General features: G+C 63.7%; 20 protein-coding genes and 1 pseudogene. 9 read left to right on the top strand and 12 right to left on the bottom strand.

All coding sequences use genetic code 11. The features are described from left to right. Position 1 precedes the first annotated feature (1 nt). The 3 genes from ACH2CW_RS17865 to ACH2CW_RS17855 form a co-directional block, all read right to left on the bottom strand. Entirely contained in the window at positions 2 to 1192 is a 1191-nt protein-coding gene (locus ACH2CW_RS17865; RefSeq protein WP_395060625.1) for an efflux RND transporter periplasmic adaptor subunit, read from the bottom strand. After that, positions 1189 to 1881 carry a TetR/AcrR family transcriptional regulator gene (locus tag ACH2CW_RS17860; RefSeq protein WP_395060623.1) on the bottom strand — a complete coding sequence of 231 codons (693 nt, stop codon included), beginning with the start codon at positions 1879 to 1881 and terminating at the stop codon, positions 1189 to 1191. Before ACH2CW_RS17860 ends, ACH2CW_RS17865 begins: the two co-directional genes overlap by 4 nt. A gap of 104 nt (positions 1882 to 1985) precedes the next feature. Continuing rightward, the gene (locus ACH2CW_RS17855; RefSeq protein WP_395060621.1) at positions 1986 to 2759 is read right to left on the bottom strand and encodes a YdcF family protein; all 774 of its coding nucleotides are present in this window, start codon (positions 2757 to 2759) and stop codon (positions 1986 to 1988) included. Between the two features lie 176 nt (positions 2760 to 2935). Here ACH2CW_RS17855 and msrA point away from each other — a divergent pair, with 176 nt between their 5' ends. Continuing rightward, positions 2936 to 3505, top strand: coding sequence for a peptide-methionine (S)-S-oxide reductase MsrA (gene msrA, locus ACH2CW_RS17850; RefSeq protein ID WP_395060619.1), 570 nt, complete (start codon positions 2936 to 2938; stop codon positions 3503 to 3505). Positions 3506 to 3559: 54 nt separating this feature from the next. Here msrA and ACH2CW_RS17845 read toward each other — a convergent pair whose 3' ends face one another. The 3 genes from ACH2CW_RS17845 to ACH2CW_RS17835 form a co-directional block, all read right to left on the bottom strand. Continuing rightward, positions 3560 to 4564: a succinylglutamate desuccinylase/aspartoacylase family protein gene (locus ACH2CW_RS17845; RefSeq protein ID WP_395060617.1), complete on the bottom strand. Its 1005-nt coding sequence runs from the start codon at positions 4562 to 4564 to the stop codon at positions 3560 to 3562. Between the two features lie 88 nt (positions 4565 to 4652). After that, positions 4653 to 5585, bottom strand: coding sequence for an ornithine carbamoyltransferase (gene argF, locus ACH2CW_RS17840; RefSeq protein WP_395060615.1), 933 nt, complete (start codon positions 5583 to 5585; stop codon positions 4653 to 4655). Continuing rightward, positions 5582 to 6805: an aspartate aminotransferase family protein gene (locus ACH2CW_RS17835; RefSeq protein ID WP_395060613.1), complete on the bottom strand. Its 1224-nt coding sequence runs from the start codon at positions 6803 to 6805 to the stop codon at positions 5582 to 5584. The genes argF and ACH2CW_RS17835 overlap by 4 nt, the downstream gene beginning before the upstream one ends. Before the next feature lie 228 nt (positions 6806 to 7033). On the opposite strand from ACH2CW_RS17835, the gene ACH2CW_RS17830 reads away from it, so the two are divergent. Then, positions 7034 to 7351: a DUF3579 domain-containing protein gene (locus tag ACH2CW_RS17830; protein WP_188705967.1), complete on the top strand. Its 318-nt coding sequence runs from the start codon at positions 7034 to 7036 to the stop codon at positions 7349 to 7351. Between the two features lie 120 nt (positions 7352 to 7471). Here ACH2CW_RS17830 and rpsT read toward each other — a convergent pair whose 3' ends face one another. Beyond that, positions 7472 to 7783: a 30S ribosomal protein S20 gene (gene rpsT / locus ACH2CW_RS17825; RefSeq protein ID WP_395060611.1), complete on the bottom strand. Its 312-nt coding sequence runs from the start codon at positions 7781 to 7783 to the stop codon at positions 7472 to 7474. Positions 7784 to 8095: 312 nt separating this feature from the next. On the opposite strand from rpsT, the gene murJ reads away from it, so the two are divergent. Both murJ and ACH2CW_RS17815 read left to right on the top strand, forming a co-directional pair. Then, entirely contained in the window at positions 8096 to 9661 is a 1566-nt protein-coding gene (gene murJ, locus ACH2CW_RS17820; RefSeq protein WP_395060609.1) for a murein biosynthesis integral membrane protein MurJ, read from the top strand. Between the two features lie 67 nt (positions 9662 to 9728). Then, entirely contained in the window at positions 9729 to 10580 is an 852-nt protein-coding gene (locus tag ACH2CW_RS17815) for a SirB1 family protein (RefSeq protein ID WP_395060607.1), read from the top strand. Positions 10581 to 10645: 65 nt separating this feature from the next. Here ACH2CW_RS17815 and ACH2CW_RS17810 read toward each other — a convergent pair whose 3' ends face one another. Then, positions 10646 to 11575, bottom strand: coding sequence for a division plane positioning ATPase MipZ (locus ACH2CW_RS17810; RefSeq protein WP_395060605.1), 930 nt, complete (start codon positions 11573 to 11575; stop codon positions 10646 to 10648). Between the two features lie 143 nt (positions 11576 to 11718). Then, complete coding sequence (gene purM, locus ACH2CW_RS17805; protein WP_395060603.1) at positions 11719 to 12759, bottom strand: phosphoribosylformylglycinamidine cyclo-ligase; 1041 nt, start codon at positions 12757 to 12759, stop codon at positions 11719 to 11721. Between the two features lie 165 nt (positions 12760 to 12924). Between purM and hda the strand changes: the two genes are divergently transcribed. The 4 genes from hda to folK all read left to right on the top strand — a co-directional run bounded on the left by hda (position 12925) and on the right by folK (position 16564). Then, on the top strand, positions 12925 to 13611 hold the full coding sequence (gene hda / locus ACH2CW_RS17800) for a DnaA regulatory inactivator Hda (protein ID WP_395060601.1): 687 nt from the start codon (positions 12925 to 12927) through the stop codon (positions 13609 to 13611). A 104-nt stretch (positions 13612 to 13715) separates the two neighbouring features. Further along, complete coding sequence (locus ACH2CW_RS17795) at positions 13716 to 14387, top strand: HAD family hydrolase (protein ID WP_395060760.1); 672 nt, start codon at positions 13716 to 13718, stop codon at positions 14385 to 14387. 58 nt (positions 14388 to 14445) lie between these two features. Further along, positions 14446 to 16047, top strand: coding sequence for a polynucleotide adenylyltransferase PcnB (gene pcnB / locus ACH2CW_RS17790; RefSeq protein WP_395060599.1), 1602 nt, complete (start codon positions 14446 to 14448; stop codon positions 16045 to 16047). A gap of 1 nt (position 16048) precedes the next feature. Beyond that, complete coding sequence (gene folK, locus ACH2CW_RS17785; RefSeq protein ID WP_395060597.1) at positions 16049 to 16564, top strand: 2-amino-4-hydroxy-6-hydroxymethyldihydropteridine diphosphokinase; 516 nt, start codon at positions 16049 to 16051, stop codon at positions 16562 to 16564. A gap of 19 nt (positions 16565 to 16583) precedes the next feature. Here folK and pdxH read toward each other — a convergent pair whose 3' ends face one another. Then, positions 16584 to 17234 carry a pyridoxamine 5'-phosphate oxidase gene (gene pdxH, locus ACH2CW_RS17780; protein ID WP_395060595.1) on the bottom strand — a complete coding sequence of 217 codons (651 nt, stop codon included), beginning with the start codon at positions 17232 to 17234 and terminating at the stop codon, positions 16584 to 16586. 29 nt (positions 17235 to 17263) lie between these two features. On the opposite strand from pdxH, the gene ACH2CW_RS17775 reads away from it, so the two are divergent. Then, positions 17264 to 17833 (top strand): NTP transferase domain-containing protein, encoded by a 570-nt coding sequence (locus ACH2CW_RS17775; protein ID WP_395060593.1) that lies wholly within the window; start codon positions 17264 to 17266, stop codon positions 17831 to 17833. A gap of 6 nt (positions 17834 to 17839) precedes the next feature. Here ACH2CW_RS17775 and ACH2CW_RS17770 read toward each other — a convergent pair whose 3' ends face one another. Both ACH2CW_RS17770 and ACH2CW_RS17765 read right to left on the bottom strand, forming a co-directional pair. Beyond that, positions 17840 to 18355 (bottom strand): superoxide dismutase family protein, encoded by a 516-nt coding sequence (locus ACH2CW_RS17770; RefSeq protein ID WP_395060591.1) that lies wholly within the window; start codon positions 18353 to 18355, stop codon positions 17840 to 17842. Between the two features lie 40 nt (positions 18356 to 18395). Next, a pseudogene (locus tag ACH2CW_RS17765) lies at positions 18396 to 18627 on the bottom strand (calcium transporter ChaC); the annotation flags it as partial.

Here is an 18627-nt window from a genome sequence, read left to right as displayed (position 1 = left end):
TCTAGAGGGCTTTGGGCGAAGAAGCCGCTGGTGCGGCCGGCAAAGCCCATGCTGGTGCCTGCGTGAACTTCACAGCTGTGCCCTCACGCAGACTACCGACGGCGTTTTTGATAACAACCGCGTTTTCTGCCAGGCCCTGGACGGCGACCATGGGTTCACCGCTGGCAGAGTCGTTGCCGCGCACGCCCAGCTCCACCGGCTTGTGGGCGATCAGGTTGTTCTCAACCACCTGCACATAAGGTGCGGGCTTGTCGGTGCGCACCACGCTGACCGGCACCGCCAACAGCGAGCTGCGCGCCGTCCCCAGCGTGCCTCGTGCAAACAGCCCTTGCCGCAAACCCGAGGTCCCGGCGGTGTTGTCGATGGACAGGTAGACCAGCACGCTGCGGCTGCCAGCCTGCGCGCTCGGGTTGATGCGGGCGACGGTGGCATTGACAGTCTGCGCCGTACCTTCGATCTGCAGCGTGGCGTTCTGGCCAGCGCGTACCGTGAGGGCGTCTGCAGCGCTGAGGCTGGCTTCAAGCTCGATCCGGCTCAGGTCCACGATCTCCAGCACCCTGGCGTCGATACCCACACGTTCGCCCGGCTGAGCCAGCCGCTGCGCGATCTGGCCCGACAGGGGCGCGCGCAGCACCGTGTCATCCAGAGATTTTTTGGCCACCGCCACAGCAGCCAGCGCCGCATTGTGGTTGGCCTTGCCGGCGTTGAGGTTGGCCTGCGAGACATCCAGCGCGGTTTTGGAGATGAAGCCCTGGTTCACCAGCGCCTGGTTGTTGTCGAACTGGCGCTGCACGATGTCGATCTGCGCCTTGGCCGAATCGGCCTGCTGCTGCGCCTGCATCACGCGCGCCTGGTACTCGTTGGCGTCCACCCGCGCCACCACCTGACCGGCCTTGACAAAGTCGCCTTCGCGCACGCTCAGGCCCTGCAACTCGCCGGCGACGCGTGCCTTGACGAAGGCCGAATTGATGGCCTTGAGCGGGCCCGACAGCGCCAGGCCCTGGCTGAGCTCGCGGGTTTTTGCCTGCAGCACGTCGCTGCTGGCCAGCTCGACCACGGTCTGTGCCCTGGCTGCAGCCGCGGTGGCCAGCGCCTGTTGCTTCGCCCGACGTGCGGACAGTGCGCCGAGCACCGCCGCCGCCAGCAGCAACAGGACGAGGCCGGCGATGGCCCACTTGATCCAGCGTTTCATGCTTTGCCTTTAACGGGTTTGCCGGCGGGTTGCACCGACAGGCCATACAGGATGGTGTCGACCTGGGAGGTGATGTATTTTTCAGCGTTGCCCAGCAGTGCCGGGTCGCCACAGGTGCCGGCCGAATGTTTGCTGAGCACCAGAAAAATCATGGGTGCAATCACGCTGTAGATCGCGTAGTCGAGGTTCAGGGGTCGAAACTCCCCGCGGTCAATACCGCGCTGCAGGATTCGGCGTATCAGCGCCTGGCCAGGCTGAATCACTTCCTGCTGATAGAAGGCGGTGATGTCCGGGAAGTTGCCCGCCTCGCTCATCATGAGTTTGGTGATACCCGACGCGCGGGTGGCGCCGACGCGGTCCCACCATGAGGTCATGCAATAGGCCAGCATCTCGGCGGCGCTACCTTCGAAGGTTTCAAACTCCTCGTTCCACTCCTTGAAGCGGCCGGAGATGTTTTCGCGCACCACGGCCTTGAAGAGTTCTTCCTTGCTCTGGAAGTAGAGGAACAGGGTGCCCTTGGAGACGCCGGCGCGGGCCGCCACTTCTTCGGCGCGGGTGGCGGCAAAACCTTTTTCAACAAACAGGTCAAGCGCAGCGTCCAGCAGTTCGCCGGGGCGCGCGTCCTTGCGGCGCTCACGTTTAACGGCCAGGGCGCTGGTTTTTTCGCAGAGAAATTTGGAGATGGACATAAATTACTGACTGACTGGTTAGTAATGTAGCGATTCGCTCCATGCCCGTCAAGCCGACACTATGCAGCGCAGGGCTGACGACCGGCCCGCGCCTGGAGTAAAGCTCAAGTAAAGCGATGGACCAACAAGCCCAGCCATTCCTTGAGGACTGCGCGCGACGCCTCCAGCCCGTCACCGGTGGGCAACCATTGCAGCACGCTGTTGCGGCTGGGCAGGATAAAACCCATGGGTGCGGGCACCACGGTGAAGCCGGCCCGTTCGAAAGCGGCGGCAGCGCGCGGCATGTGCCAGGCATGGGTGACCAGCGCAATCCGCTGGACCTTGTCTTTGGCCAGCAGGGGCCTGAGGAAGCGGGCGTTTTCAGACGTGTCACGCGACTGGTTGTCGACCCAGCGCAGGGTCAGGCCATAGTCCTGCTGCGCCGCGCGCCGTGCCACCTCGCCTTCTGACACAACTTGTTCGCCGGCTGCGCCCCATCCCAGCCCACCCGCAAAAGCCACCGGCAAGCCGGTTTGCCGCGCCAGCCAGACGCCGTAGCGCAAACGCAGGGTCGCTGCGCCGGACGCTTGCGGTTCGCCATATTCGGGCGCCACCGGGTGCACGCCACTGCCCAACACCACGATGGCCTGCGCGCCGCTGCTTTTCAGCGCCGCGACCGACAAGGCCGTGTGTTGCGGCAGCAGATTTTGCGCCAGCCACACCGCCATCGCATGGCAGCTCAGCAGCCAAAGCAGGGTCGCCGCGACAAAAGCCAGCAACAGGCCGCCGGCTTTTCGGCGCGCCGCCAGCAGCAGCCCCAGCCCGGTCAGCAACAGCAGCGAAACGGGTGGCAGCAGCAGTGTGGTCAGGATGGGCTTGAGTTCACCGGGTGTCATCATTGCAACGCTCTCAAATTAATAGCTGATTGCGCCCGTTTGGTATGGGCTAGAGGCCGATTTGACCATTAAAAGCGCCGTGCGCAGTCGAGTCCGGGGTTTTTGAGTCGCCGGGCCCAGCGAGCGGCAGTTTTCCACGATGATGGTGCTTTGATTGCTGGTTGGAAAAAGGACGATGTATGGAACAAAACAACTTGGCTGGAACAGCCGCCGCAGCCTCGCAGACCATCACGCTGGGCGGCGGCTGTTTCTGGTGCACTGAAGCGGTGTTTGTGCAGGTGCGCGGCATTGTTGACGTGGAGTCGGGTTATAGCAACGGCCACGTCAACCGTCCGACCTATGAACAAGTGTGCACCGGCACCACCGGCCACAACGAGGTCGTCAAGCTGGTGTATGACCCGGCGCAAATCAGCCTGCGCGCCATTCTCGAAATTTTCTTTGTGGTCCACGACCCGACCACCTTGAATCGCCAGGGCAATGACAGCGGCACCCAATACCGCAGCGGCATCTACTACTCGACACCCGAGCAAAAGCAGATTGCCGAAGACATGGTCAGTGCGCTGAACCGCGACAAGCTGTTCGGCAAGCCGGTGGTGACAGAAGTGCTGCCGGTGGCCAATTACTCCGCCGCCGAGGACTACCACCAGGACTTCTTCGAGAAAAACCCGAACCAGGGGTATTGCATGGCAGTTGCCGGGCCCAAGGTGGCGAAGTTCCGCAAGACATTTTCGGAATACGCCAAGGGCTGAGTGGACGCAGGCTTTTCGTCATCCCGGACTTAATCCGGGATTCATGCCCCCGGTTCAGGCCCGGCGCCGCGCCATGTAAAACCACTCCTGGCCCGGCTCAGCGCGCGGGTTGGGGAACACCACAAAACCGTCGTGCGGCGCCTTCACCTCGGCGCCGCTGTGGCGGGTGCCTATCACCTCGCCGGCTTTCACCGCATCGAAACTGCGCCACGCGCGCGTGAAGCTGTCCCCTGCATGTTCGCGGTCGGTGACATCGACCAGGCGCAGGACCTCGCGCTCTGTGTCCGTCGACTTCAGCGGCAGTGAAACCATTTTCAGCAAGGCCAGCGTTTGCACAATCGCGCGGCGTGCCACCTCCACCGCCTGCGGGTCGTCGTGCTGACCGCATTCGAGCGTCACGCCGTAGCCACCACGTGATCGCATGTACTCGGTGGTGCCGACGCCGTAGTTCGGGTCGGTCACCAGCGTCTGCGCGCGGGCGCTGCCGGTGACGACCGGCGCCGCAGCGCGCCGCGACACACCGCGGGCATACGTGTCCAGCCAGCCTTCGACAATGCGCGGCGCGCCGGTGCACAGGGCGAGCTGCATTTCTGCCTCGGCCTGGCTGAAAGGCTCCAGCGTGCCGCTGTTGTTCTGCGGGCCGATCATCACAAAGGGCGCGCCGCCGGTGTGGAAGGAATGCAGGTCGAGCAGCATGTCATGGCTGTCCAGCAGCGGACACAACACGTTGGCAATGCGGTCCTCAAAATCCTGCGGGATCGCGCTTGGCGCCATGTTGCGGTTCAGGTTGCGGTCGCCGGTGCGCCGCTTGAGCTGGTAGGCCAGTGGGTTGGTGACTGGCACAAATGTGACCGTACCGCGTTCAATACAGAGCTGCCCGCTGGCCATGTCCTGCAGCAGTTGCTGGATGGCTTTGGTGCCGCAGACCTCGTTGCCGTGCACGGCACCGAGGACCAGCAGCTTCGGGCCAGGCGCCAGGCCGTGAAAGGTGTGGGTGCCGATGTGGGTGGGGCGGGGGTCGGACGCGAGGGGCACTACCCCTTGAAGCCTGTCTGTCATGGTGATTTCTTGATACGCCGGTCTGCCTGGTAATGCCGCCGATTGCGCCGGTTGCACCAGGGTCTATGCCAATATCCGAAAGAAGGTCTCAGGCCACCTGGCCAAGCAGCAAAAACTCCATCAAGGCTTTCTGCGCATGCAGACGGTTCTCGGCTTCGTCCCAGACGACCGATTGCGGCCCGTCGATCACATCGGCTTCGACTTCTTCCCCGCGGTGCGCTGGCAGGCAGTGCATGAAGAGTGCATCGGGTTTGGCAGCCTTCATCATCTCGCTGTCGACACACCAGTCGGCGAAGGCCTTTTTTCGCGCTTCGTTTTCGGCTTCGTAACCCATGCTGGTCCAGACATCGGTGGTCACCAGATCGGCGCCGGCGCAGGCCTGCATCGGGTCTTTGAAGACCTTGTAGCTGTCGGCGGAGCGAATGCCTGCCACCGACTGGTCTACTTCGTAGCCCGACGGCGTGCTCAGGTGCACCTTGAAGCCGAGAATTTCGCTGGCCTGCAGCCAGGTGTTGGCCATGTTGTTGCCGTCGCCGACCCAGGCCACAGTTTTGCCCTTGATGCTGCCGCGGTGCTCGATGTAGGTGAAGATGTCGGCCAGGATCTGGCAGGGGTGGAACTCGTTGGTCAGGCCGTTGATCACCGGCACGCGGGAGTGTTCGGCAAACAGTTCGATCTTGGTTTGTTCGTAGGTACGGATCATCACCAGATCGACCATGCGGCTGATGACCTTGGCGCTGTCCTCAATAGGCTCGGCGCGGCCGAGCTGGCTGTCGCCGGTGGTCAGGTGCACCACGCTGCCGCCGAGCTGGTACATGCCGGCTTCAAAACTCACGCGGGTGCGGGTCGAGGCTTTTTCAAAAATCATCGCCAGCGTGCGGTCCACCAGCGGCTGGTGTTTCTCGTAGGCCTTGAATTTTTTCTTGATCAGCGCGGCGCGTTCGAAGATGTAGACGTATTCGGCCGCGTTGAAGTCGCTGAACTGAAGGTAATGCCGGATGTCTTTTGGGGCGGTGCTCATGGCTTTTCCGCCAGTAACTGTTTGATCAGCGGACACAGGATGGCCACGATTTCGTCGGCCTCGGCTTCGCTGAGGATCAGCGGCGGCACCAGCCGGATCACACTGTCGGCGGTCACGCTGAGCAGCAGGCCGTTATCGGCGGCGCGCTGCAGGATTTCGCCGCAGGGCACCGCCAGGTCGATGCCCAGCATCAGGCCAAAGCCGCGAATTTCCTTGACTCGGCCTGTTTTTATTTCGGCAGCCAGTTCGCGGCCCAGCGCCGCTTTCAGGTGATCGCCGACCTTGGCGGCATGGGCCAACAGGCCGTCTTCTTCCATGATCTTCACCGTTTCAATGCCGGCGCGCATGGCCAGCGGGTTGCCGCCGAAGGTGGTGCCATGGTTACCGGGGCCAAAAATGTGGGCGGCTTTGGGGCCAGCCACCACGGCGCCAATCGGCACGCCCGAGCCCAGCCCCTTGGCCAGCGGCATCACGTCGGGTTGGATGCCGGCCCACTGATGCGCAAACCACTTGCCGGTGCGGCCCATGCCGCACTGCACCTCGTCGATCATCAGCAGCCAGTCATTCTGGTCGCAGAGCTTGCGTATCTCCTGCATGTAGCCGGCGTCCATCGGGTTGATGCCGCCTTCGCCCTGGATGGCCTCAAAAAACACCGCCACCACATTGGGGTTACCGGCCGTGGCGGCCTGCAGCGCCGCTACGTCGTTCAGCGGCACGCGGATAAAACCTTCGACCAGCGGGCCGAAGCCGGCCTGCACCTTGGGGTTGCCGGTGGCGCTCAGGGTCGCAATGCTGCGGCCGTGAAAAGCCTTTTCATAAACCACGATTTCCGGGCGCTCTATGCCCTTGTCATGGCCGAACTTGCGCGCCAGTTTTAACGCTGCTTCATTGGCTTCCAGGCCGGTCGAGCAGAAAAACACATTGGTCATGCCGGACAGCTCGACCAGTTTGGCGGCCAGCACTTCCTGGCCGGGCACATGGTAGTAATTGGAACTGTGGATGATTTTGGCAACCTGGTCCTGCAGCGCGGGCACCAGGCGCGGATGGTTGTGACCCAGGGTGTTGACGGCGATGCCGCCCAGGCCGTCCAGGTACGCCTTGCCGTTGATGTCCCAGACGCGGCAGCCCTGGCCGTGCGACAGGGCTATCGGCAGACGGCCGTAGGTGTTCATCACATGCGCGGAGGCGGCTTCGATGTGGGCGGGCAGGGCAGTGGTCATGGAGAAACTCCGGGGGCGTGGCAAAAAACAAGAGGCTGCAGGCGGCGCGGCAGGACTGACCTGATTTTAGGCGCAGGCCTTGCGGCCTTTTGTGACGATGCTGCATCACAGCGATGCGCCGGCCGGCGGTTTTTAGAATGGCCTCAAGTCTTATATAAGATAGAATCATTGTGCACTGCAGCATGAGGCCATACCCGCGCCTCTGGCAGGCGACACACCTTCCACCCGATGGTTTCCAACTCTGCCAAAGAAGTCTTTATCCAGGGCGTCACCCGTGATGGCAAGACCTTTCGCCCCAGTGACTGGGCCGACCGGCTGTGTGGTGTGATGAGCCAGTTCCGGCCCGGCGGACCGCAGCCGGGCAGCCACCTGACCTATTCCCCCTGGTGTGTGCCCACGGTGATCAACGGCGTCAAATGTGTGGTGGTCAACAGCGAACTGCGCGAGGCTGAACCCATGGCCTGGGATTTTGCGATCAACTTCGCCAAAGACAACGATCTGCAAGTCGCCGAGGCCTGCCTGCTTCCGGATCCACCCAAGCCCTGAGAGAAAAGCTGACGCTGGAAACAAAAAAGCCGTCTTGCGACGGCTTTTTTTGCTTTGCTGGCAGCGCACCCTGCGAAACGGCAGACTGATCAGATCAGTCCGGGCGAGGGACCTGAGTGATCAGGCCGCTTTGGGGGCGGCGAGGGCGAGGGCCTTCACCTTGGTGGACAGACGGCTCTTGTCGCGAGCAGCCTTGTTTTTGTGGAAGATGCCCTTGTCGGCAATCGTGTCCACAATGCTCTGCGCTTTGGCGAAGAGTTCAGTGGCTTTGGTCTTGTCGCCGGCGGCGACAGCTTTTTCGACGTTTTTCACGGCGGTGCGGTACTTCGAACGCAGCGAGGTGTTGGCGGCGTTGAGTTTGCTGTCCTGGCGGACGCGTTTGCGGCCTGAGGCCAGGCGGGGGTTCTTTTTCTTGGGTTTGGCGGTAGCCATAATTTATTCCTTTAATCCGGGGAGGAGTTCAGCGGATGATGCTTAGCAAAGCCCACCATTATATGCCAGACGGCCTGAAGCCTGGGTACCACTCTTCCCTGGGACAGATGCCAGGTAATTTTCAAGCAGGTGCCGCGGGTCTGGCTTTGCCAGCCCGCAGGCGCAGCGGCCCCCTCGGGGCTGGAGCCTGCGCCTCCAAAGCTGCTTGAGCAGCTTTGGACAGGCGACAGAAGCGAAGCCTCTTGCGAGCGGCGGCCTGCAAGGTGCAGGGAGTTACACGAAGTGAACGACCGTGGGGGCTAAACTCCCCCCGTGTCACTTTTCAAAGCCGCCTCCACCGTTTCCCTGCTGACCCTCGTGTCGCGGATCACCGGCCTGATGCGCGAGCTGCTGATGGCTTCCACCTTTGGCGCCAGTGCCATGACCGACGCCTTCAACGTCGCTTTTCGCATCCCCAATCTGTTCCGGCGCCTGTTTGCCGAAGGCGCGTTCAGCCAGGCGTTTGTGCCGGTGCTGGCGGCCAGCCGTGCCAAACATGGTGAAACCGATACCAAACTGCTGATTGACCGTGTTGCGACCCTGCTGGCCTGGGCGCTGCTGCTGACCTGTGTGATCGGCGTGGCGGCGGCGCCGGTGCTGGTCTGGATGATGGCCAGCGGCCTCAAGCAAGACCCGCGCGGTTTCGAGGCTGCCGTCTTCATGACGCGCTGGATGTTTCCCTACATCGGCTTCATGTCGCTGGTGGCCCTGTCGGCCGGCATCCTGAACACCTGGAAACGCTTCGCCGTGCCTGCCGCCACGCCGGTGTTGCTGAACCTGTCCATGATTGGTGCCGCCTGGCTGGGCGCGCCCTGGTTCAAAAACCAGGGCATAGAGCCGATTTATGCCATGGGTGCCGGCGTGATGCTGGGCGGCCTGCTGCAATTGTCGGTGCAGATCCCGGCGCTGCTCAAAATGGGTTTGCTGCCGAAAATCGGTTTGAGCCTGACGGCGATCCGCCTGGCCTGGGCCGATTCCGGCACCCGCAACATTGCCCGCCTGATGGTGCCGGCCCTGCTGGGTGTGAGCGTCGCGCAGGTCTCGCTGCTGATCAACACCCAGATCGCTTCGCATCTGACGCCAGGAAGCGTGAGCTGGCTGACCTATGCGGACCGGCTGATGGAGTTCCCGACCGCCATGCTGGGCGTCGCGATCGGCGTGGTGCTGATGCCGCAACTGGCTGCGGCCAAAGCCGCCGACGACGCTGAAAAGTATTCCGCCATGCTGGACTGGGGCCTGCGCATCGTGGTGTTGCTGGCGGTGCCCAGCGCTGTAGCGCTGCTGACCTTCGCCCAGCCGCTGGTGGCCACGCTCTACCACTACGGCGCCTTCACCGACCGCGACGTCCAGCAGACCACCACGGCGCTGATGGGCTACGGCGCCGGCCTGGTCGGGCTGGTGGCCATCAAGGTGCTGGCGCCGGGCTTCTACGCCAGCCAGGACATCCGCACGCCGGTGAAGATCGCGGTGGTGGTGCTGGTGCTCACGCAATTGATGAATCTGGCGCTGGTGCCCTTTTTTCAACATGCCGGGCTGGCGCTGGCCATCGGCATTGGTGCGTTGATCAATGCCTTGTGGCTGCTGCTGGGCCTGCGCAAGCGTGGCAGCTACCGCCCGGAACCCGGCTGGGGTGTGTTTGCGCTTCAGGTTGTGGCGGCCAGTGCCCTGCTGGCAGTGTTTCTGCTGTGGTCGGCGCAGGCCGTTAGCTGGACCGCTCTGCGTGCCGAAGCTTTCAAGAGAATTGGGCTGTTGGCCCTTGTCCTGCTTGCTTCGGCTGCTATTTATTTTGGAGCGCTTTGGGCTGCGGGCCTGAAAGTCCGCAAGCTGATGCGCCGCTGAAGCCACGGTAACGACTGGTAAATATCTGGCACTCGCCTCGCCCGCCGGTTTGTGAGAAAGTAGCGTCATGTCTCTCAATCTCGATGTTCCGTCGCCGCTGCAGTACTTTGCCAGCCTGGTTCAGAGTGACGAGCATTTTCCGCTGATGGAAGCAGCCATCAGTCTGGCCCAGGACGAGTATCCCGACCTGGACGTGCAGCAGGTGCTGGGCGATGTGGACCAGTTGCTGGCCCGGCTCAAACGCCGCCTGCCGGCCGACGCTTCTGCCTTGCAGCGCCTGCGGGCTCTCAACCAGTTCTTCTTTCGGGACCTGAACTTCGGCGGCAACATCAATGACTACTACGACCCCGACAACAGCTACCTGAATGCGGTGCTCCGCACCCGCCGGGGCATTCCGATCTCGCTGGCCGTGTTGTGGCTGGAACTGGCCGGCGGCATGGGTCTGAATGCCCGTGGCGTGGCGTTTCCCGGCCACTTCATGGTGAAGGTCAACCTGCCCAAGGGCCAGGTAGTGATCGACCCGTTCAGCGGTCACTCCCTGAGCCGCGAGGAGCTGTCCGAGCGGCTGGAGCCGTTCCGGCAGCGCAGCGGCTTGGTCGATGAATTTGAAGTCCCCGTCGGTTTGTACCTGCAGTCCGTGCCGGCGCGCGACATCATCGGGCGCATGCTGCGCAACCTCAAGGAAATCCACAAAACCCAGCAGGACTGGGTCCGGCTGATTGCGGTGCAGGACCGGCTGATTGTGCTGTTGCCCGAGGCCTGGTCCGAGTACCGTGACCGCGGCATGGCGCTGGCCGAGCAGGGCGAGGCTGGCCGTGCCGTGCCCGATCTGGAAACCTACCTGGACCACGCCGAAGACGCGCTGGACCTGGATGTGGTGGCGGATCGTCTGGCCCGCCTGCGGCGCCAGAAAAGCTGACCTGCAGGTCCAGCGCCTTCCAGGGGGGCGCAGAGAGCTACACGCAGTGAGCGAACGTGGAGGCTCTATCCTCTTTTCAAAAACTGCGGAATCTGCGGCCCATCGGTGGTCCGCGTGGCGCGCGTCAGCGTCGGTTTGTCGACCGGTTTTGCCGGCGCCGCCGCCGTGCGACCCGCGCTCAGCGTGGACAGGCGCCCGCCCTGCACCAGGGACTCCTGGGCCGGCATCAGGCTGTTGGGCAGCGCGCCACGATGCCGGGAGACCACTTCCCCGGAAGCGGACTTTGGCAGGACGGCGGTTTTGGGCGCCAGCGTGCGCGCCGGTGCCCGCAACGTGCTGCTGCCGTCATTGGCCGCTTGCGGCGGATAAAGCTGGGGCTTGAGCCATTGCAGAATCGGTGCCCATTGCGCCAGGTCCGCCGCTGCCAACTGGGGCTGCAGGTCAAAAATTGTCAGGCCACGCTCCAGGCTGCGCACATACAGCTGGGTTTCACGCAGCGCGCCGAGAAAGGGCACGCCCAGCGACTCCGACCACTGGTCAAGCGTCTGCGCGGCGTTGGTGCGCGCGTCGATGCGCATGCCGACCACGGCGAGACGGCAGCGCCCGCTGGCCACACGCGGCATGGTCATCAGTTCGGCATGGCAGGCCTCGGCCGACTCGCGGTCAAACATCGAGTTGCAGACCGGCATGACGATGGCGTCGGCAAACATCACCACCCGCGCCAACTCGAAGCCATGCATGCCACCGGGCGTGTCGAGCACGACATGGGTGATGCCGGTCGGCACGCGCAACATGTTTTTCTGGTCCACCGCCCAGGGGGCGATGGCCGGCAGGGCGGCGTCACGCCGCTTCAGCCAGGCACGCGCCGATTGTTGTCGGTCCACGTCACCCAGCATGACCGAACTGCCGTTGCGCGCGCACCAGGCCGCGATATGGGCGGCGAGCGTGCTTTTGCCACTGCCTCCCTTGCGGTTGACGACTGCGATGACCGGCATGACTGTTCCCCTTGCGAAAGAATGGAACAGTTTGATACAAATAACCTCAAAAGTCCAGAACGCCCAATGGCGACCTGCCTGGGCAGCTAGTGTTTTCGTAGCAAAAAGGCGACCCGCACTGCGCCGGGCGCGTGCGGCGGCTATCAGCTCACCGTGACTGCGGCGTCGGTGCCACGGGCGGCAATCACGCCGATCTCGTGGACCTGTTCACCGGCTTGGCTCAGGGTATTGGCCGTGGCCTGGGCGTGGGCCGCAGCGACGACCACCACCATACCGATGCCGTTGTTGAAGGTGCGGTTCATCTCGAAGTCGGAGATGGCGGCGGTTGCCTGCAACCAGGCAAACAGTTCGGTCTGCGGCCAACTGCCCTTTTTGAGGTGGGCTGCCGTTCCTTCTGGCAGCACGCGCGGAATGTTTTCCAGGAGGCCGCCGCCGGTGATGTGAGCGAGTGCCTTGATCGGGTGGGCTGCCAGGGCCGCCAGCACGTTCTTGACATACAGGCGGGTAGGCGCCATCAAGGCTTCCCGGAAGGGCTTGCCGTCCAGCACGGCAGGCAGGCTGCTGCCGGCGCGCTCAATACATTTACGGACCAGGCTGAAACCGTTGGAGTGCACACCGCTGCTGGCCAGGCCCAGCACCACGTCGCCGGGCGTCACGTCGCGGCCGGTCAGGATTTTTGATTTCTCAACAGCACCGACGGCAAAACCGGCCAGGTCGTATTCGCCCTCAGGGTACATGCCGGGCATTTCGGCGGTTTCGCCGCCTATCAGGGCGCAGCCGCTGAGTTCACAGCCTGTGGCGATGCCGCCGACCACGGCTGCTGCGGTGTCCACATCGAGCTTGCCGCAGGCAAAGTAGTCGAGGAAAAACAGCGGCTCAGCGCCCTGCACCAGCACGTCGTTGACACTCATGGCGACCAGGTCGATGCCAACGGTGTCGTGCATATTCCACTCAAAGGCCAGACGCAGCTTGGTGCCGACGCCATCGGTGCCGCTGACCAGCACCGGTTCCTTGTAACGCTTGGGCACCTCGAACAGCGCGCCGAAGCCGCCGATGCCGGCCAGCACCCCTTCACGCATGGTCTTTTTCGCCAGCGGCTTGATGCGTTCGACCAGGGCGTCACCGGCGTCAATGTCAACGCCGGCGTCTTTGTAGCTCAGGGGGGAGGAAGAGAGGGTGGTCATTACAGCTTGGTGGGTAGACGGCTTCGCACGGGCACCAAGCCCGATAGAATCTAAGCCAAGATTCTAAGGGTTCACCCCAGACGGCTGTATGCAATTTACTCCCCCTTCCCAACTTGCGGCCGCTTGTTGCCCGGTTCTGGCGCTGGCGGGCAGGACCGGGCATCCATGAAACAGATTGCGCTGGACATCGGGCTGGCCTCGCCGCCCTCGCTGGCCAACTTTTTTGCCGGTCCGAATGAGGCGGCGCTCAAGCACCTGGAACTGTGGGCCAGTAACAGCCTGCGCTCCCCGGTGCCGACCTACCTCTGGGGCGAGCCCGGCAGCGGCAAGACCCATCTGCTCAAGGCCGTCAGCGAGGCGCTGCGCGAGCAGGGTGCGGCCGTTGGCTGGATGGACGCGGCGGTGCTGGAACCGCCCGAATTCAACGAAAGCTGGGCCGCCGTCATCCTTGACGACTGCCACCTGTACACCGCCGTGCAGCAGCAGGCCGCTTTCAACTGGTTCGTCAACGCCCTCAATGCCCCCGACGGCCATCCGCGCTGGGTGCTGGCGGCCGGCGCCGCGCCGCCCGCCGACTTGTCGCTGCGCGAAGATTTGCGCACCCGCCTCGGCTGGGGCCATGTGTTCGCCCTGCAGGCCCTGACCGAGACGGACCAGCGGGCGGTGTTGCGCCAGGAGGCCGATGCCAGAGGCGTATTTTTGAGCGATGAAGCCATGGATTTCATTCTCAGCCGCTTCTCGCGCGACCTTGGCAACCTGATGCAACTGCTGGACCAGCTCGACGGCTATGCGCTGCAGACCCAGCGCGCCATCACCATCCCCCTGATCAAGTCCATGCTGGAGAACTCGTGACCTTTGCCCCAGATGCCGCCGCCAAGCCCGCCGTGCATGGCGAAGGGCCGCCCCGAGCGGGCACAGCCCCCTCGGGGGGCAGCGAAGTACGCGAAGCGACGAGCGTGGGGGTCAAGATTGCGCTTTTTGACCTCGACCATACGCTGATTCCCTTTGACTCGGACTACGAGTGGGGTGAATTCACGATCGCGCTGGGCTGGTGCGACGGGCAGGAGTTCAAGCGCCGCAACGCAGAATTTTTTGCCCAGTACCAGGCCGGTACGCTCGATATTCATGACTATGTGCGTTTTGCCACGCAGGCGATCCGGCAGCAGGGCGCTACAAATTCGATAGCTGCCCACGCCCGGTTCATGGGGGAAATCGTTCAAAAAGGCATCAAGGAGCAGGCCTTGTCGCTGGTGCGCGGACACCAGGCGGCCGGCGAGCAGGTCGTCATCGTGACCGCCACCAACGAATTCGTGACGCGCCCGATTGCGGCGGCATTTGGCGTGACGGAGCTGATCGCGGTGGAACTGGCCCGCGACGCCGACGGCCAGCTCACCGGCGCCATCCACGGCACGCCATCGTTCCGAGAGGGCAAGGTGACACGGGTGGAGCAGTGGCTGGCCGACCACGGCTGGAACTGGGATGCGGTCGAAACCACGTTTTATACCGACTCGCTCAACGATCTGGCTCTGCTCGAAAAAGTCACCCATCCCGTGGCCACCAACCCCGACGAGCGCCTGCGGGCCATCGCCGTGACGCGCGGATGGCGCATACTTGAGCTGTTCCAATGACCGGTGACGCTGCTCTGGCCCAGCCAGCACGGCCCCTCCGGCAAAATCTCCTGATTCAATGATCAAAAAATTTATCGACAAGCTGTTCGGCAAGACGAGCAGCCCCGCCGCCGGCGCCGGCCGCAGTAAAAAATCAGTTTTCGGCGAACGCCGCGAAGTCGGCCCCCAGGACCATGCAATTGATCCCAAGCTGGTCGATGACCGGGCCATGGACGTGGTGCGCACCCTGCAGCAGGCCGGCTATGAGGCCTACATCGTTGGCGGCGCCGTGCGTGACCTGCTGGTCGGCCTGCGTCCCAAAGACTTCGATGTGGCCACCGATGCGACGCCCGAGCAGGTCAAATCGCTGTTTCGCCGGGCCTTCATCATCGGCCGGCGTTTTCGCATCGTCCATGTGATCTACGGCCGTGGCCGCGAGCACGAGGTGATCGAGGTCTCGACCTTCCGCGCGCACCTCGACAGCAGCCTGGCCGAGCAGGTCGGCGGCAACGAACGCACCAGCAAAAGCGAACTGGCCGGCATGAAACACGCGGTGGACGCCTCTGGTCGTGTGCTGCGCGACAACGTCTGGGGCCCGATGGAGGAAGACGCTGCGCGCCGCGACTTCACCATCAATGCCATGTATTACGACCCGCAGACGCAGATCGTGGTCGATTACCACCACGGCATCCGCGACGCGAAGAAAAAAATCATCCGCATGATCGGCGACCCGGCCACACGTTACCGCGAAGACCCGGTGCGTATCATTCGTGCCGTGCGCTTTTCGGCCAAGCTCAGCGCGCTGGGTTTCAAGTTTGAAGACAAGACCATGGCGCCGCTGAAGTCCATGAAGGGCTTGCTGGCCGACGTGCCGCAGTCGCGGCTGTTCGACGAAATGCTCAAGCTGCTGCAGACCGGCCACTCGCTGGCCAGCATTGCACAGCTCAAGTTCCTGGGCCTGAACACCGGCATCTACCCGCTGCTCGACGTGGTGGTGGACACCGCCGAAGAACCGTTTCTGCAGCTCGCCCTGCTGGACACCGACCGCCGCGTCGGAGAAGGCAAACCGGTGGCGCCGAGCTTTTTGCTGTCGTGCGTGCTGTGGGCTGATGTGCGCCAGGGCTGGGAGCAGCGCCTCAAGCGCGGCGAGCACACCATGCCGGCGCTGCAGGACGCCATTGACGATGCCTTTAACGCCAAGATCGGCGATGTCTCGGGCCGTGGCAAGCTGGGCACCGACATGCGCGAGATCTGGACCATGCAGCCGCGTTTTGAAAAGCGCACCGGCAGTTCACCTTACTCGTTGCTGGACCAGCCGCGCTTTCGCGCCGGGTTCGACTTTTTGCGCCTGCGCGCGCAGACCGGCGAGATCGAGATGGAGTTGGCCGAGTGGTGGGAAAAGTTCAGTACCGCCTACGACGACGAACGCCACGAGATGATCGAGCAGGCCCGCCTGGCGCAATCGCAGAAACCGCAGGCGCCGCGCACCCGCGTCAAACGTGTGGAGTCCGAGGTGGCGCGCGGCGCCGACGGCAGCCCGTCCGCAGCGCCTTTCCCCGAGTTTGGCGAGTCGGGCGAACCGGCACCCGCCAAGAAACGCCGGCGCCGCCGCAAGCCGGCCAACCGCGAGGGCGGTGCACAGTCCGCCAGCCCGCCGTCCGGCGCATCGACCGATCAGTAGCGTGACACCGGCTGGCTCCCCCTCAAACGGGCCTGCGCCACAAGTCACTGCCTATGTGGCACTGGGCGCCAACCTCGGGGATGCGCAAGCCGCCGTGCGGCAGGCGATGGACGCGCTGGACCGCCTGCCTCAGTGCCGCGTGGCCCGCCGCTCCAGCCTGTACCGGACGGCGCCTGTCGCCCGGAATGCCTCCGGCCCGGCGGACGGGCCGGATTACATCAATGCGGTGGTGGCGCTGCACACCCGTTTGCCGGCGCTGGATTTGCTGGACCAGTTACAGGCGCTGGAGCAGGCGGCAGGCCGCGAGCGGTCTTACCCCGATGCCCCCCGCACCCTGGACCTTGACCTTCTGCTGTACGGCAATGCCCGTATCGATTCAGCCCGGCTGACGGTGCCACATCCGCGCATGATGCAACGCGCTTTTGTGCTGCTTCCGCTGGCGGAGATCGCGCCGGAACGGGTGTCCACCGCGCAACTGCATGCCGTGGCCGGTCAGCCCATCACGCGCCTGGGGTGATGCCCGGTCGTGAGGACGCTCAGGGCGCCAGCCGCTCGCGCAGCCATTCGCCATCGCCCTGCAGCGTATAACGCAGCCGGTCATGCAAGCGGCTTTTACGCCCCTGCCAGAACTGCCAGTTGTCGGGCTTGAGGCGGTAACCGCCCCAATGCGGCGGGCGCGGCGGTTGTAGCAAAAACTTCGCACCGTATTTCGCGGCATTGGTGACAAGCACGCTGCGGCCGGAGATCACTTCGCTTTGCGGACTGGCCCAGGCGCCAATGCGTGAATCGAGCGGACGGCTGTGGAAGTAGGCATCACTTTCTTCGGCGGATATTTTTTCAACCACCCCCTCGATGCGCACCACACGTTCGAGCTCGACCCAGTGAAACTGCAGGGCGGCAAAGGCGTTGCCTGCAAGTTCGCGGCCCTTGCGGCTGTCGTAGTTGGTGTACCAGACAATGCCGCGCGCGTCGTAGCCCTTGACCAGCACGACACGGGTAGACGGCCGTCCGTCGGCGGCGACGGTTGCCAGGGTCATCGCATTCGGCTCGGGAACCTGGCCCGCGATGGCTTCCTTGAGCCACTGGTCGAACTGCATCAGCGGGTCGGCCTGCGAGGCCTCCTCGTTGAGTTCGGCGCGTTCATAACTTTTGCGCAGGTCGGCGATGTGGGAGGAGGGCTCTGACATACTGGAAGTATAGGTACTCCTTGACGTCCATGTCTTTACCGATTCCCTCTTCCTCCTTGCCTGTGGTCATCGTGCTGGCTGCCGGTCGCGGCGAGCGTTTTGCCGCGTCTGGTGGCGCCACACACAAACTCGCGGCGCTGCTGGCTGGCCGGCCGGTAATGGAGCATGTGCTGGAAGCGGTGCGGGCCAGCGGCCTGCCGCACCATCTGGTGCAAGCCGATACCTCACGCCCTGGCATGGGCGACTCGATCGCCGCCGGCGTGCGGGCCACCGCTGACGCGCCGGGCTGGCTGATCCTGCCGGCCGACCTGCCGCTGGTGCGTAGCGAGAGTCTGCACGCCGTTGCCGGCGCGCTCGCGCAGCATGCGGTGGCGGTTCCGATGTATCAGGGCCAGCGCGGCCACCCGGTCGGCTTTTCTGCCGCCTGCCGCGAAGGCCTGCTCAATTTAAAGGGAAACCAGGGTGCAGCCCTCGTCCTGAAAGCGTATCAAGCTATGAATTCAATAGCATTTTTGGCGCTTGACGACGTGGGGATCGTCACCGATATCGATACCGTCGAGGACCTGTTGCGCGCCGAGCTATTGCTCGCCGCGCGTTAGCCGGCCTCAGCTTCTTGCAATGACCGCACACGCCAGGCGTGGGCCAGAATTGCCGGTCGGCTGGGTCTTGTAGTCGTCTGGGTCGCGGTGAACAATCAGGCCCTTGCCCACAATGTCGTTGGCACTGCTGCCCACGGCGATGGTGGAGGACTCAAAGCTGAAGCGGGCGACGCCGTTGGCGTCGGCTTTCAAACTGGGCAAATCGCCGGCGTGGTGGGTACCCACGCCATGGTTGCCGTGCGGTGCGCCGGCCGGGTTGAAGTGACCGCCGGTGCTCATGCCGTCGCCGCTGGAGCAGTCGCCCTTTTCGTGCACGTGAAAGCCGTGCTCCGCATTGGGCTTGAGGCCGCGTACCTCGCCGCTGACCAGCACCTTGCCGCCAGCCTGCACAAAGCTGGCGTTGCCGCTGGTGCTGTTGCCGGTCGTGGCCTGGAGTTGGGCAACCGCGCGTGGCCCGCTGGGGGCGCTGGCACAGGCGCCTAGCAGGGTAGCGGTAGCGATCAGGATCAAGGGATTTTTCATGGGTCTCTCCGGACGGGTTGGTTAAATACTGCCATGGACTTTAGGCTTCTGGATGATCGCTGGCAATCACTGTTTGCGTTTTTGACAACTTGAGCAGGCGCGCCAGGGTGGCGTCGGAGATGCCGTGGTGGCGCAGGCTCTCCAGTGTCTGGTGTGCGTAGTCATGGGTGGTGCCGTAGCGGCCGCAGGCGTCGGAAAATATTTGCCGGTAACGCGCCTCGCTGAGCTCGCCGGTGAAATTGGGGCTGCGCCGGGACAGCGTAAAGGCCAGT

It is taken from the genome of Polaromonas sp., assembly GCF_043778355.1.
In the GTDB taxonomy this organism is placed as follows: domain Bacteria; phylum Pseudomonadota; class Gammaproteobacteria; order Burkholderiales; family Burkholderiaceae_C; genus Polaromonas.
This window is presented reverse-complemented; position numbering and strand designations above follow the sequence as displayed.

Excerpts from the sequence above, each read along its gene's own strand:
- ACH2CW_RS17865 (WP_395060625.1), bottom strand. The coding sequence starts at position 1,192 with ATGAAACGCTGGATCAAGTGGGCCATCGCCGGCCTCGTCCTGTTGCTG.
- ACH2CW_RS17860 (WP_395060623.1), bottom strand. The coding sequence starts at position 1,881 with ATGTCCATCTCCAAATTTCTCTGCGAAAAAACCAGCGCCCTGGCCGTT.
- ACH2CW_RS17855 (WP_395060621.1), bottom strand. The coding sequence starts at position 2,759 with ATGATGACACCCGGTGAACTCAAGCCCATCCTGACCACACTGCTGCTG.
- msrA (WP_395060619.1), top strand. The coding sequence starts at position 2,936 with ATGGAACAAAACAACTTGGCTGGAACAGCCGCCGCAGCCTCGCAGACC.
- ACH2CW_RS17845 (WP_395060617.1), bottom strand. The coding sequence starts at position 4,564 with ATGACAGACAGGCTTCAAGGGGTAGTGCCCCTCGCGTCCGACCCCCGC.
- argF (WP_395060615.1), bottom strand. The coding sequence starts at position 5,585 with ATGAGCACCGCCCCAAAAGACATCCGGCATTACCTTCAGTTCAGCGAC.
- ACH2CW_RS17835 (WP_395060613.1), bottom strand. The coding sequence starts at position 6,805 with ATGACCACTGCCCTGCCCGCCCACATCGAAGCCGCCTCCGCGCATGTG.
- ACH2CW_RS17830 (WP_188705967.1), top strand. The coding sequence starts at position 7,034 with ATGGTTTCCAACTCTGCCAAAGAAGTCTTTATCCAGGGCGTCACCCGT.
- rpsT (WP_395060611.1), bottom strand. The coding sequence starts at position 7,783 with ATGGCTACCGCCAAACCCAAGAAAAAGAACCCCCGCCTGGCCTCAGGC.
- ACH2CW_RS17815 (WP_395060607.1), top strand. The coding sequence starts at position 9,729 with ATGTCTCTCAATCTCGATGTTCCGTCGCCGCTGCAGTACTTTGCCAGC.
- ACH2CW_RS17810 (WP_395060605.1), bottom strand. The coding sequence starts at position 11,575 with ATGCCGGTCATCGCAGTCGTCAACCGCAAGGGAGGCAGTGGCAAAAGC.
- purM (WP_395060603.1), bottom strand. The coding sequence starts at position 12,759 with ATGACCACCCTCTCTTCCTCCCCCCTGAGCTACAAAGACGCCGGCGTT.
- hda (WP_395060601.1), top strand. The coding sequence starts at position 12,925 with ATGAAACAGATTGCGCTGGACATCGGGCTGGCCTCGCCGCCCTCGCTG.
- pcnB (WP_395060599.1), top strand. The coding sequence starts at position 14,446 with ATGATCAAAAAATTTATCGACAAGCTGTTCGGCAAGACGAGCAGCCCC.
- pdxH (WP_395060595.1), bottom strand. The coding sequence starts at position 17,234 with ATGTCAGAGCCCTCCTCCCACATCGCCGACCTGCGCAAAAGTTATGAA.
- ACH2CW_RS17775 (WP_395060593.1), top strand. The coding sequence starts at position 17,264 with ATGTCTTTACCGATTCCCTCTTCCTCCTTGCCTGTGGTCATCGTGCTG.
- ACH2CW_RS17770 (WP_395060591.1), bottom strand. The coding sequence starts at position 18,355 with ATGAAAAATCCCTTGATCCTGATCGCTACCGCTACCCTGCTAGGCGCC.